This window comes from uncultured Cedecea sp. (assembly GCF_947498825.1).
Classification (GTDB): Bacteria; Pseudomonadota; Gammaproteobacteria; order Enterobacterales; family Enterobacteriaceae; genus JGM124.
Genome location: NZ_CANMLV010000020.1, coordinates 77,943 through 91,330, shown reverse-complemented (window position 1 = coordinate 91,330; position 13,388 = coordinate 77,943). Strand labels below are relative to the sequence as shown.

Here is a 13,388-nt window from a genome sequence, read left to right as displayed (position 1 = left end):
ACATGAACCGCCGTATACGGAACCGTACGTACGGTGGTGTGAGAGGACGGCAGGAGTGATCCTGCCTCCTACTCGATGTGCGTCTATCTGGAGAGGTGACGAAAAACCGGATACCAAGTTAAGCAACTTTAAAAAGGAGTTCAGGAATCAAACGGCATGTCTTCGATAGTCAGTTTAAAATGGAGACTGTCAGACGGGCCAGTGTAGCGACATGCTGTGATTCTGATTTGGATATAAAATGCTGCAGCATCTTTGTGTCCATCAGCTATTTTTATTCCACCACAGAGCTTTTTCGTTGCATTTATTCCATCAAAAATGTGATGTTCGTCAGAACCTGGTGCGATAACAGGTGGGTGACGTTCCTTTTATTCGTAGAATCCTTTAATATAGCTGAACCGTTTCAGTTTTGGTTTCGTTAGATAATTAAGCGAATAATTGCTGTTTCATGGGAGTGAGGATTCCACTCAGGCGGTTGCTGGATTACTCTGTCAGCCACTTAATCCCGAGAAACTGGCAGGAGAGATATGACTGTACGCATCGCCATCAATGGATTCGGCCGCATAGGACGTAATGTCGTTCGTGCATTGTATGAGTCTGGCCGTCGCGCAGAAATCAGCGTCGTGGCAATTAATGAATTAGCTGATTCGGCAGGTATGGCGCATTTGCTTAAGTATGATACCAGTCATGGTCGCTTCGCCTGGGACGTTCGGCAGGAACGTGAACAGCTTTTTATCGGTAACGACAGTATTCGCCTGTTGCACGAACCAAAAATTGAATCACTCCCCTGGTATGAACTGGACGTCGATATTGTGCTCGACTGTACCGGTGTCTACGGCTCCCGGGCTGATGGGGAAGCCCATCTTACCGCTGGCGCTAAAAAAGTGCTCTTTTCACATCCTGGTGGGGCTGATATCGATGCCACCGTGGTGTTTGGTGTAAATCATCTATTATTAGAAGATCACCATCATATTGTTTCCAATGCGTCCTGTACCACCAACTGTATTATTCCCATAATAAAGCTGCTTGATGATGCATTTGGTATCGAATCAGGAACCGTAACGACGATTCACTCAGCGATGCATGACCAGCAGGTTATTGATGCTTATCATCCCGATCTGCGCCGTACACGCGCTGCCAGCCAGTCGATTATTCCGGTTGATACCCGTCTTGCTGCGGGAATTGCGCGTATTTTGCCAAAGTTTGCGGACTGTTTTGAGGCGATAGCGGTACGAGTACCGACCATTAATGTGACGGCAATTGATTTAAGTGTTACGGTCAGTCATGCTGTAAAACAGTGCGAAGTCAATGACTTACTTCAAAAAGCGGCAAGAGAATCATTTCGTGGTATAGTTGATTATACGGAATTGCCACTGGTCTCAATTGATTTTAATCACGATCCGCATAGCGCAATCGTCGATGGTACTCAAACTCGGGTTAGTGGTCAGCATCTGATCAAAACGCTTGTCTGGTGTGATAACGAATGGGGTTTTGCCAACCGAATGCTGGATACGACGTTGGCGATGGCTCAATGGATTTCAGGTAAGACGCAAATGGCGTCTATAAAATTTTAAGAATCAATGAGAGGATTCACCATGTCTGTAATTAAGATGTCCGATCTGGATCTTGCAGGAAAACGCGTTTTCATTCGTGCGGATCTGAACGTGCCTGTTAAAGACGGAAAAGTAACCAGCGATGCACGTATTCGTGCCTCTCTTCCGACGATTGAACAAGCCCTTAAGCAAGGTGCTAAAGTCATGGTCACCTCTCATTTGGGACGCCCAACTGAAGGTGAGTACAACGAAGAGTTCTCTCTGCTGCCAGTTGTAAATTATCTGAAAGAAAAACTTTCCTCCCCAGTCCGTCTGGTAAAAGATTACCTTGATGGTGTTGAAGTGGCAGAAGGTGAGCTGGTTGTTCTGGAAAACGTTCGCTTTAACAAAGGCGAGAAAAAAGACGACGAGACACTGTCTAAACAATACGCTGCGCTGTGCGACGTATTTGTCATGGATGCCTTCGGTACAGCTCACCGCGCGCAGGCTTCTACCCATGGTGTAGGTAAATTTGCTGATGTTGCTTGTGCTGGCCCATTACTGGCAGCAGAGCTTGACGCTCTGGGCAAAGCATTGAAAAACCCGGCTCGTCCCATGGTTGCTATCGTAGGTGGTTCTAAAGTTTCCACTAAACTGACTGTGCTGGACTCCCTGTCTAAAATTGCTGACCAGCTGATTGTTGGCGGTGGTATCGCAAACACCTTCGTTGCGGCTCAAGGCCACAATGTCGGTAAATCACTGTATGAAGCCGACCTGGTTGATGAAGCTAAGCGCCTGCTGACTATCTGTGATATCCCAGTTCCTACCGATGTACGTGTGGCTACCGAATTTTCTGAAACTGCTACCGCAACGCTGAAATCAACCAGTGATATTAAAGATGAAGAGCAGATCCTGGATATGGGTGATGTTTCTGCACATAAACTGGCTGAGATCCTGAAAAATGCGAAGACCATTCTGTGGAATGGCCCGGTAGGCGTATTTGAGTTCCCTAACTTCCGTAAAGGAACCGAGATTGTTGCTCATGCTATCGCTGATAGCGAAGGTTTCTCTATCGCAGGTGGCGGTGATACTCTGGCAGCAATCGACCTGTTTGGCATTACTGACAAAATTTCCTACATTTCTACTGGTGGTGGCGCATTCCTCGAATTCGTGGAAGGCAAAGTATTGCCAGCTGTAGCGATGCTTGAAGAGCGCGCTAAGCAGTAAGAGTAACGGGCAGAGATATCTGCCCGTTGGTTTTATGTCCCTCGAAATAATTTGATGGATAAGTTAAATTTTTCACAGACTTACAGGAAGCATCGATATGTCTAAGATTTTTGATTTCGTAAAACCAGGTGTACTGACAGGTGATGACGTACAGAAAGTTTTCCAGATTGCAAAAGAGAATAACTTTGCTCTGCCTGCAGTAAACTGCGTCGGAACTGACTCCATCAATGCTGTATTAGAAACTGCTGCCAAAGTAAAAGCGCCAGTGATTATTCAGTTCTCTAACGGCGGTGCTGCTTTTATCGCAGGTAAAGGCATTAAAACTGACATCCCTCAGGGTGCTGCTATTCTGGGTGCAATTTCTGGCGCACATCATGTGCATCAGATGGCTGAGCATTACGGTGTTCCAGTCATTCTGCATACCGACCACTGTGCCAAGAAATTACTGCCATGGATCGATGGTCTGCTGGATGCAGGTGAAAAACACTTTGCCGCTACCGGTAAACCTCTGTTCTCTTCTCACATGATTGACCTGTCTGAAGAGTCACTGGAAGAAAACATCGAAATCAGCGCCAAATACCTGACCCGTATGGCTAAAATGGGTATGACTCTGGAAATCGAACTGGGTTGTACCGGTGGTGAAGAAGATGGCGTTGATAACAGCCATATGGACGCATCAGCGCTTTATACTCAGCCAGAAGACGTAGACTACGCTTATTCTGAACTGATCAAAATCAGCCCGCGTTTCACTATCGCTGCTTCTTTCGGTAACGTACACGGTGTTTATAAGCCAGGTAACGTAGTACTGACTCCAACCATTCTGCGTGATTCTCAGGATTATGTTTCTAAGAAACACAATCTGCCGCACAACAGCCTGAACTTCGTCTTCCACGGCGGTTCTGGTTCTTCTGCTCAGGAAATCAAAGATTCCGTAAGCTACGGTGTTATCAAAATGAACATTGATACTGACACCCAGTGGGCAACATGGGATGGTATCCTGCAGTACTACAAAACCAATGAAGCTTACCTGCAAGGTCAGCTGGGTAACCCTAAAGGTGCTGACCAGCCGAACAAAAAATACTATGACCCACGTGTCTGGCTGCGTGCTTCACAAGCTTCCATGATCACGCGTCTTGAGCAAGCTTTTGCAGAACTGAATGCAGTAGACGTTCTGTAAGTTACATTTGCTGATTGCCATAAAGCCCGCGAATGCGGGCTTTATGTTTTTGGGAATACCGGTAATTTTCTGATGTACAGATGGTGTTTTGCCGCTAACCTGTATGTAAATAGTTATCGATAATCGACCAGACAAAGGATATTTAATGGAAGAACTTAATGTAGCAGATCAGATTGGTAATGCAGGTGGTTGGTTGGTTGCCAACCAGGAGTTACTTCTCAGTTATGCGGTTAATATCGTCGCGGCGATAGTCATTCTGATAATTGGTATTATGGTTTCCCGTGCCGTTGCCGGGGCGTTTAATCGTATGATGCAAGCCAGGCATATTGATGCTACCGTTGCTGATTTTCTTTCAGCGTTAGTGCGTTACGGTATTATTGCTTTCACCTTGATTGCGGCTCTGGGACGTATTGGCGTTCAGACCGCGTCGGTTATTGCTGTATTAGGTGCCGCGGGTCTGGCCGTGGGGCTGGCGTTACAGGGTTCACTCTCTAACCTTGCAGCAGGTGTGCTGTTGGTGAGCTTCCGACCATTCCGTTCTGGCGAATATGTCGACTTGGGTGGCGTTGCTGGAACAGTACTCAATGTACAAATTTTTTCCACTACATTGCGTACTACAGATGGCAAAATCGTTGTTGTTCCGAACGGGAAAATTATTAGCGGTAATATCATCAACTTTTCCCGGGAGCCGATCCGACGCAATGAATTTATTATTAGCGTCTCTTATGATGCTGATATTGATCAAGTGAAGCAGATCCTCACGGATATTCTTAAGTCTGAAGAACGTATTCTGCAAGACCGTGAGATTCTGGTACGGGTTAACGAGCTGGGATCCTCTTCAGTCAACTTTATTATGCGTGCCTGGAGCAACAGTGGTGATTTACTGATGGTGTACTGGGACGTTCTGGAACGCGTTAAAAAGGAGCTGGATGCAAATGGAATCGGCCTGCCGTATCCACAGATGGGCATTCATGTGAACCCGACAAAAAAAACGGATATTCTTTAATTAAACAGAGTCAGGAAGGGGGCTGCATGCGGTCTCTTTTCTGATTCTTGTTATTTCTACGATACCTCTCAATTAATCCCTTCCTTGTTATCATTTTTTTTAATGAATGATTAAAATTATCAATTTCATCTAATGATGATAAGCCATTACACTCCACTTCAATAAAGCCCTATTAAAGAGGTGTGTCGTGTTATTTTATTATTTTCAAGGTGTTGCGCTTGGTGCTGCATTGATTCTGCCATTAGGTCCACAAAATGCACTGGTGTTGAATCAGGGAATTCGCCGTCAGTATCACATCATGATTGCCTCACTGTGTGCTATCAGCGACTTGATTTTGATCTGGGGGGGCATTTTTGGCGGCAGTGCTTTACTGATGCAATCATCATGGTTATTAGCTCTGGTAACCTGGGGAGGGGTATTATTTTTACTCTGGTATGGTCTGGGGGCATTACGTACGGCTTTTAGTCGTAATATTGAGCTGACCGCTGTCGAGGCTTTGAAACGAGGTCGCTGGAGGGTTCTGGCGATGGTACTGGCGGTCACCTGGCTTAATCCACACGTTTATATTGATACCGTAGTGGTATTAGGGAGCCTTGGCGGACAAATGGCTGACGAGCCGAAACGCTGGTTTGCCCTTGGCACGGCAAGTGCATCGATTATTTGGTTCTACGGCCTTGCGTTCATGGCGGCCTGGCTGGCTCCGCGTTTGCGTACTGCGACAGCACAGCGCACAATCAATGGTGTTGTCGGAATTGTTATGTGGTTTATTGCACTACAATTAGCATGGGACGGCGTGAAGCTTTTCAAGCAGTTAATCGCATAATAAGTTTTTGTCTGATAGACAAGCTGGCCCAAGCGTTTATGCTGACAGAAGATAACTGGAGTACATTCAAGAGTGATACTTTTGACACGGCATGCGGAGGATATACAGTGAAGTTTAAAATTTTAGCATTATCTGCGTTAATCGGATTAGCAACTGTTTCAGTTCAGGCGAGTGAATTGCCTGATGGGCCGCATCTTGTCACCTCTGGAACCGCCAGCGTGAGTGCGGTACCAGATATGGCAACACTGGCTATTGAAGTCAGGGTTTCTGCCAAGGATGCAGCAGCAGCTAAGAAACAGGTTGATGAACGTGTTGCTGAATATATGGCCTTCTTGCAAAAGAGTGGTGTAGAGAAGAAAGACATCAACGCTGCCAATCTGAGCACTCAACCAGAATATGAGTATCTTAAAGATGGCAAAACACAACTGAAAGGCTATCGTGCTGTACGTCAGGTTGAAGTCACCTTACGCCAGCTTGATAAAATGAGTCCATTGCTTGACGGTGCACTGAAAGCCGGACTGAACGAAATTCGTTCTGTCTCTTTAGGTGTTGCTGAGCCAGAGGAATTTAAAAACAAAGCCCGTACTGCTGCAATCAATGATGCTATTCGTCAGGCTGAACAGCTTGCAGAAGGCTTCCACACTAAGCTGGGACCGGTCTACAGTGTGCGCTATCACGTTTCTAACTATCAGCCAGCGCCGGTGATGCGAATGATGAAAGCCGCCGATGAGGCCTCTTCAGTTTCTGCTGCGGATACTTACGACAGAGAATCTATTCAGTTTAACGATCAGGTCGATGTGGTGTTTGAGCTCGAACGCCAACAGGCTCCCGCTGCGCAGTAAGCAGTAAATTGCTATCATCAGTTTCCCCCTGAAATCAGGGGGAGGCTGTTACTCAGTATCCTGTCTTAATACTTTATGTGCGTAGTCCAGTAGCGCGTCTGTGACGTTGCGCATCATGCGGCTTTCCGGTGCGAAACGATGCCAGTAGAGCATGCGACGCTGCAACAGACCAGGCGTCAAATCAATTAACTCTCCGCTGTTCAATTCCCGCTCAATTTGCAGATGTGGGATCATACAACAGGTGGTTCCCTGCCGGGCAAGCTGCACAAAGGCTTCCGACGAGTTCACAATATGGCAAGGCACGCTGCCTGGTGATAAATCAAAGTTCTGTTGTAAGAATGCCTGGTGCATGTCATCAAGGTGGTCGAAGGCGACAGCAGGGGCTTTTAATAGCGCCTGGCGCGTGACGCCATTTGGAAAATAGCGTTCTGCGAAGGCTTTTGAGCCAACAAACAGATAATCCAGCGCACCCAGACGGTCTACCAGACAACTTGGCAGCGGTTGCGGTTGAATGGAGACGGCTCCAACCACTTCACCACGACGTAAACGTTCCTGAGTACGGGTTTCGTCTTCCACCTGGAGGTTCAGGCGGATAGGGGAGTCAACCAGCACTGGAGCCAGGGCGGGTAACAGCCAGGTTGCCAGACTGTCGGCATTGACCGCAAGTGATAGCAATAGTGGTGTAGAGCCTATTTGCTCATCACCTAACCATTCTTCTTCCAGCAGTTCTACTTGACGCAGTAATGCCAGTAGCTTCTGCCCTTGTTCAGTAGGGCGTGGTGGAACGGTACGGACCAAAAGCGGCTGACCGAACATATTCTCCAGTTGTTTAATCCGCTGGGATACCGCCGACTGAGTAATGCACAGTTTTTGCGCTGCGCGTTCAAATCCGCGTTCACGAATAACGGCATCCAGTGCCTGTAGTGTTCTGTAGTCAGGGCGTTTCATGGTTCTTTTATCACTCTTATCTGTACTATGGCTACGTGCTATGGCTGCACTATGACATATACACGTCATACTTCAAACAACTCGACTCATTTAGCCTCAAGTTACCACTTGTTTCCCGCTATTCTGATGATACAGGGGCTACCTCACCTTATTGAGGTAAACCAGAGCACATTTCTTATCATCATGCTTTATAATGTGCAGCAGTCTTTCATAGCACAGGCAGAACATTATGACGCAGGATGAACTGAAAAAAGCGGTTGGCTGGGCGGCGTTGCAGTATGTGCAACCAGGAACCATTGTTGGCGTTGGTACAGGAAGTACCGCGGCACACTTTATTGATGCACTTGGCACGATTAAAGACAAAATTGAAGGAGCGGTTTCTAGCTCTGAAGCTTCTACTGCCAAATTGTTGAGTTTAGGTATCCCTGTTTTTGACCTTAATCAGATTGACTCTTTGGGCGTCTATGTTGATGGTGCTGATGAGATTAATGAGCAACTGCAGATGATAAAAGGCGGCGGAGCGGCATTAACGCGCGAAAAAATTATTGCCTCTGTCGCTGAGAAGTTTGTCTGTATTGCCGATGCCACTAAATTGGTTGGCGTTCTCGGTGAATTTCCACTGCCGGTTGAGGTCATTCCTATGGCACGCAGTGCCGTTGCGCGTAAGCTAGTAAAATTGGGAGGACGCCCTGAATACCGTCAGGGGGTTGTGACCGATAACGGCAATGTGATCCTCGATGTTTACGGTTTAAGCATCATGGAACCGATTAAACTGGAAGACGAGATTAATGCGATACCTGGCGTGGTGACGGTCGGATTATTTGCCCGCCGCGGGGCGGATATCGCCCTGATCGGCAGTGAGGATGGCGTTAAAGTTCTCAAAATATAGTTCTGCCCGGGAGCGTTCTTCGCTCCCTTTATCGATGAATATCCTGCGATAACTTTCCTCCTGTTTTTCTTTCTCAAATATCAATTGATTAATTAACCATTTGATTTTATTTACTTTAATTGTTTGTTTTCGTGCTTGTGCGTTTTTTTTATGTCTTTAGTACAGGGATAAAAAAAAGAAAAATTTTTTTTAGGGATATTTTGGTGACATGTATCACATTTGTATTGCAGTTCTGTTATTCATCTCTGCTTCTTTCCGTTACTCAGTATATTGTGCTGCCTGTCGGTTTTTCTTGTCATTTGTCAGAGAGGCTGCGCAATCGTTTATATTGCCCCGCGCGTAGATTTTGATATTTTGACAGGAGGAAAATATCTGGTAGTACACAACAAATCTGAGAATGATAGGGTCGGGAAATGGCAAAAGTATCACTAGAGAAAGATAAAATTAAGTTTCTGCTGGTTGAAGGTGTCCATCAGAAGGCTGTTGATAGCCTTCGTGCAGCAGGTTATACCAATATTGAATATCACAAAGGGGCTCTGGACACAGAGGAGCTGAAAGAAGCGATTCGTGATGCACATTTTATTGGTTTGCGTTCCCGTACTCATTTAACCGCAGAAGTTTTTGCTGCTGCTGAACGACTGGTTGCCGTCGGGTGCTTCTGTATCGGTACTAACCAGGTTGATTTAGTTGCTGCGGCGAGTCGCGGTGTTCCGGTATTTAATGCGCCATTCTCTAATACCCGTTCTGTTGCTGAACTGGTGATTGGTGAGCTATTGCTGTTGTTGCGTGGTGTTCCTGAAGCGAATGCTAAGGCTCACCGTGGTCAGTGGAATAAACTGGCGGTCGGTTCTTATGAAGCGCGCGGTAAAAAACTGGGCATCATCGGTTATGGTCATATCGGTACCCAGCTGGGTATTCTGGCTGAATCTCTGGGCATGCATGTTTTCTTCTACGATATTGAAAGCAAACTGCCGCTGGGTAATGCAACCCAGGTCCAGCATCTCTCTGACTTACTGAATATGAGTGATGTTATCAGTCTGCATGTCCCTGAAAATGCATCGACCAAAAATATGATGGGCGCTGCGGAAATCGCCTTGATGAAGCCAGGTTCATTGTTGATCAATGCTTCACGCGGTACCGTGGTTGATATTCCCGCACTGTGTGATGCATTATCCAGTAAGCATCTGGCTGGCGCGGCGATTGACGTATTCCCAACTGAACCGGCAACTAACAGCGATCCATTCTCCTCTCCACTGTGTGAGTTTGATAATGTGATCCTGACACCACATATTGGTGGATCGACTCAGGAAGCACAGGAAAATATCGGTCTGGAAGTCGCAGGTAAACTGGCTAAGTACTCTGATAACGGTTCTACGCTCTCAGCGGTTAACTTCCCGGAAGTGTCCTTACCATTACACGGTGGGACTTCAAGCCGTCTGCTCCATATCCATGAGAACCGCCCGGGAGTTATGACGGCGCTGAACCAGATCTTTACCGATCAGGGGATCAATATTGCCGCTCAGTACCTGCAAACCACTCCGCAAATGGGCTATGTGGTTATCGATGTTGATGCGTCAGAAGAACGTGCTGAAAGCGCACTGAAGCTGATGAAGGCCATCCCCGGAACTATTCGTGCACGTCTGCTCTACTGATTCGTGATACAACGCCTTCGGTGCAAACCGAAGGCGCTTTTACCACTGCCAGAGACGCGATGGCGTCACAACGGCCGGTAACGGGATATCCCAGACTTCAGTCGGCAGTTCCGGCACCCACTGACAGTCATGTGCCAGCCCAACGGGATAGAAATGATGTTGCTGCCAGTGTTGTAGCGTTCTGTCGTAGAATCCGCCTCCCATTCCCAGTCTTTGACCTTCTGAATCGAAAGCGACCAGCGGCGTCACGAGTATATCCAGCTGTGCCAGCGGCAGTACTTGCCTGACATCAAGCTGTGGTTCCAGTATTTTCAGCCGGTTTCTGATTAATGGTGTCGTTTCACTGTAGCGCAGAAATAATAAATTTCCGCTACTGAACGGATGCAATACCGGCAAGTAGACCGCTTTTTTAGCCTGCCACAGCGCGTGAATTAAAGGCGCGGTATCGAGTTCACCATCGAAAGAGAGAAAGAGTGCGATGTTTTTTGCCTGAGCAACTTGCGGCATTTCCAGCATGCGTTGTGCTGCTTTGCAAGCGAAATTACGTTGTTCATCAGCTGAGAGTGCTCGTCGATGCTGTCGTACAGTTTGACGAATAGCTTGGCGAAGTTCAGAACGTGAAGGGGAGAGACTCATAGGCGAAAGGCCTGTTAAAGGGGGGATTCTCCGAGATGCCGCTGCAGGCTGTAACCCTTGAACCCTTGGTTCAAGGTGAACATGTCGTCACGGTCTTCAGGCTTCTCGGACGAACCGAGCATGCACACCGACCATGGAGCGCCACATTCTGTTGGTATGAAATATCGGCTCAGGGGACTGGCCCGCTTGCAAACATCTCAGAGAAATTCTGTCTGTTGCTGAACAGTATAATCGACTTTTACGCGTTATTCAAACGCCGGACCTTGTCGTCCTTGCTCGAGTAATGCACGCTCAATCGTCTGTTGCAGCATACGAATACGTTCTTCCATATTCGCGGCATAATCACGAGTTTTGGCTTTTTCTTGCGCCAGTTCATAACAAATATTCAGGGCAGCAATGAACACCAACTGCTCTGTATTTGTGACTCGGGTTCTTACTTTTAAATCTTGTAAACGCTGGCTCAGTTCTTCTGCAGCCTGATTCAGCGCATCCTGCTGTTCCGGTGGACAATTGACACGTAATGAACGACCGAAAATTTGAATATCGACTGGTTGTGCAGACATGCGACCTTCCTGCTGTTAACTCGCCTGCCTTAGCGTTATAGAATTTCAATAACCTAAGGCGCGCCACTATAGCTACCCTGATATTAAGATACAAGCCCTTTTCTGGTATCTTCAGGGGTCCAAGTGGTAGCATAACACACTCCTCCTGCTAACGACGATGAATGCGCATGTCTATACAAAATGCAATGCCTGGCTACGATGCGGTAGGCCAGCTATTAAATGAACAGGGTGTGGGCCTTACGCCTGCGGAAATGCACGGTTTAATCAGCGGCATGCTATGTGGTGGAAATAATGAGAATAGCTGGCAAACACTGCTTCATGACCTGACTAACGAAGGGCTGGCGTTCAGTAAAAACCTGGCGGATATTTTACGCCAGATGCATGCGGCTACTGCCGATGCCCTGGAAGATGATGGTTTCATGTTTCAACTTTACATTCCCGATAGCGATGAGGTAACGGTTTTTGACCGCGCTGATGCGCTGTCTGGCTGGGTAAACCATTTTCTGTTAGGACTGGGCGTTACACAGCCTAAACTGGATAAAGTGACTGGTGAAACGGGGGAGGCGATTGACGATTTACGCAATATCGCTCAACTCGGTTATGAGGAAGACGACGACCAGGAAGAACTGGAAATGTCCCTGGAAGAGATTATTGAGTATGTCCGTGTCGCCGCTTTACTTTGCCACGACACTTTTACCCGTACTCAACCACTGGCACCGGAAGCCAGTAAACCGACACTTCATTAATCAGAACAATCTCGGGAGGAGTGATGAAACAGCAGTCTGAATTTCACCGTCGCCGTCAGGCATTACTGGCGAAAATGGAATCGGCAAGTGCCGCAATTATCTTTTCGGCACCTGAGGCAACCCGCAGTGCTGATACTGAATATTCCTATCGTCAGAATAGCGATTTTTGGTATTTAACCGGGTTTAATGAGCCAGAAGCTGTGCTGGTACTGATTAAAAGCGATGTGACACATAGTCACAGCGTACTGTTTAATCGCGTTCGCGATAAGACCAAAGAGATCTGGTTTGGCCGTCGTCTGGGACAAGACAATGCCCCGCAAAAACTGGGAATCGATCGGGCGCTGGCATTTAATGAAATTGATGAGCAGCTGTATCAGTTGCTCAATGGATTGAATGTGGTCTATCACGCTCAGGGCGAATATGACTACGCCGATCGCATTGTTTTTGCTGCACTGGATAAGCTGCGTCGTGGCAGTCGTCAGAATCTGAGCGCACCCGATACGCTGATCGACTGGCGCCCGATCCTGCACAATATGCGCCTTTTCAAATCTGAGGCAGAGTGCGAAATATTACGCCGTGCCGGTGAAATCAGTGCCCTGGCGCATACTCGGGCGATGGAAACTTGCCGCCCGGGAATGTTTGAATACCAGCTGGAAGGTGAAATTCACCACGAATTTACTCGTCACGGTGCCCGTTTCCCGTCTTATAATACCATTGTTGGTAGTGGGGATAACGGTTGTATTCTGCATTACACTGAGAATGAAAGCAAAATGCAGGATGGAGACTTAGTCCTGATTGATGCTGGCTGTGAATATCAAGGGTATGCGGGTGATATCACGCGTACTTTCCCGGTTAATGGGAAGTTTAGCGCTCCTCAGCGCGCAATTTACGATATTGTACTGGAATCTCTTGATACGGCGATTGCGCTGTATCGTCCTGGTACAACGATGCAGGAAGTCACGGTACAGGTGGTGCGTATCATGGTAACGGGTCTGGTGAAACTGGGCCTGCTGAAAGGCGATGTGGATACACTCATTAGTGAAAATGCCTATCGGGAATTCTTCATGCACAGTCTCAGTCACTGGCTTGGTCTGGATGTTCATGATGTGGGTGACTACGGCGCAGACCGCTCACGTATTCTGGAGCCTGGTATGGTCATCACGGTTGAACCTGGGCTTTATATTGCTCCTGATGCTGATGTGCCGCCAGAATACCGTGGTATTGGGATCCGCATTGAAGACGATATTCTGATAACCGAAGATGGTAATGAAAATTTAACTGCGAGTGTCGTGAAATCTGCTGATGACATTGAAGCGTTGATGGCTGCGGCTCGGCAGTAACGAGTATCTT

13 protein-coding genes and 1 other RNA gene are annotated in these 13,388 nt (G+C 47.3%); 10 read left to right on the top strand and 4 right to left on the bottom strand.

The annotated features are described in order from the left end of the window. The first annotated feature begins 524 nt into the window (after window positions 1-524). The 6 genes from epd to Q1A40_RS17985 all read left to right on the top strand — a co-directional run bounded on the left by epd (window position 525) and on the right by Q1A40_RS17985 (window position 6,604). A complete protein-coding gene (gene epd / locus Q1A40_RS18010; protein ID WP_300002893.1) occupies window positions 525-1,571 on the top strand; it encodes an erythrose-4-phosphate dehydrogenase in 1,047 nt (348 codons plus the stop codon). A 21-nt stretch (window positions 1,572-1,592) separates the two neighbouring features. After that, window positions 1,593-2,756, top strand: coding sequence for a phosphoglycerate kinase (gene pgk, locus Q1A40_RS18005; RefSeq protein ID WP_300002890.1), 1,164 nt, complete (start codon window positions 1,593-1,595; stop codon window positions 2,754-2,756). A 97-nt stretch (window positions 2,757-2,853) separates the two neighbouring features. Beyond that, window positions 2,854-3,933, top strand: coding sequence for a class II fructose-bisphosphate aldolase (gene fbaA / locus Q1A40_RS18000; protein ID WP_300002887.1), 1,080 nt, complete (start codon window positions 2,854-2,856; stop codon window positions 3,931-3,933). 145 nt (window positions 3,934-4,078) lie between these two features. Beyond that, on the top strand, window positions 4,079-4,939 hold the full coding sequence (mscS, locus tag Q1A40_RS17995) for a small-conductance mechanosensitive channel MscS (RefSeq protein ID WP_300002884.1): 861 nt from the start codon (window positions 4,079-4,081) through the stop codon (window positions 4,937-4,939). 187 nt (window positions 4,940-5,126) lie between these two features. Continuing rightward, window positions 5,127-5,762 (top strand): arginine exporter ArgO, encoded by a 636-nt coding sequence (argO, locus tag Q1A40_RS17990; protein ID WP_300002881.1) that lies wholly within the window; start codon window positions 5,127-5,129, stop codon window positions 5,760-5,762. 107 nt (window positions 5,763-5,869) lie between these two features. Then, on the top strand, window positions 5,870-6,604 hold the full coding sequence (locus Q1A40_RS17985; RefSeq protein WP_300002878.1) for an oxidative stress defense protein: 735 nt from the start codon (window positions 5,870-5,872) through the stop codon (window positions 6,602-6,604). A gap of 48 nt (window positions 6,605-6,652) precedes the next feature. Here Q1A40_RS17985 and argP read toward each other — a convergent pair whose 3' ends face one another. Then, complete coding sequence (gene argP / locus Q1A40_RS17980; RefSeq protein ID WP_300002875.1) at window positions 6,653-7,552, bottom strand: DNA-binding transcriptional regulator ArgP; 900 nt, start codon at window positions 7,550-7,552, stop codon at window positions 6,653-6,655. A gap of 229 nt (window positions 7,553-7,781) precedes the next feature. Here argP and rpiA point away from each other — a divergent pair, with 229 nt between their 5' ends. Together rpiA and serA are read left to right on the top strand one after the other, a co-directional pair. Further along, entirely contained in the window at window positions 7,782-8,441 is a 660-nt protein-coding gene (rpiA, locus tag Q1A40_RS17975) for a ribose-5-phosphate isomerase RpiA (RefSeq protein WP_300002873.1), read from the top strand. Between the two features lie 413 nt (window positions 8,442-8,854). Beyond that, window positions 8,855-10,093 carry a phosphoglycerate dehydrogenase gene (serA, locus tag Q1A40_RS17970; RefSeq protein ID WP_300002871.1) on the top strand — a complete coding sequence of 413 codons (1,239 nt, stop codon included), beginning with the start codon at window positions 8,855-8,857 and terminating at the stop codon, window positions 10,091-10,093. Between the two features lie 39 nt (window positions 10,094-10,132). Here serA and Q1A40_RS17965 read toward each other — a convergent pair whose 3' ends face one another. From Q1A40_RS17965 to zapA, 3 genes are all read right to left on the bottom strand, one after another. Next, a complete protein-coding gene (locus Q1A40_RS17965; RefSeq protein ID WP_300002869.1) occupies window positions 10,133-10,729 on the bottom strand; it encodes a 5-formyltetrahydrofolate cyclo-ligase in 597 nt (198 codons plus the stop codon). Between the two features lie 23 nt (window positions 10,730-10,752). Then, a non-coding RNA gene (gene ssrS, locus Q1A40_RS17960) (6S RNA) lies at window positions 10,753-10,936 on the bottom strand. Window positions 10,937-10,974: 38 nt separating this feature from the next. Further along, complete coding sequence (gene zapA, locus Q1A40_RS17955; protein ID WP_259048716.1) at window positions 10,975-11,292, bottom strand: cell division protein ZapA; 318 nt, start codon at window positions 11,290-11,292, stop codon at window positions 10,975-10,977. Window positions 11,293-11,459: 167 nt separating this feature from the next. Between zapA and Q1A40_RS17950 the strand changes: the two genes are divergently transcribed. Continuing rightward, on the top strand, window positions 11,460-12,038 hold the full coding sequence (locus Q1A40_RS17950) for a YecA family protein (RefSeq protein ID WP_300002864.1): 579 nt from the start codon (window positions 11,460-11,462) through the stop codon (window positions 12,036-12,038). A gap of 23 nt (window positions 12,039-12,061) precedes the next feature. After that, the gene (gene pepP / locus Q1A40_RS17945; protein ID WP_300002862.1) at window positions 12,062-13,378 is read left to right on the top strand and encodes a Xaa-Pro aminopeptidase; all 1,317 of its coding nucleotides are present in this window, start codon (window positions 12,062-12,064) and stop codon (window positions 13,376-13,378) included. The last annotated feature ends 10 nt before the right edge of the window (window positions 13,379-13,388 follow it).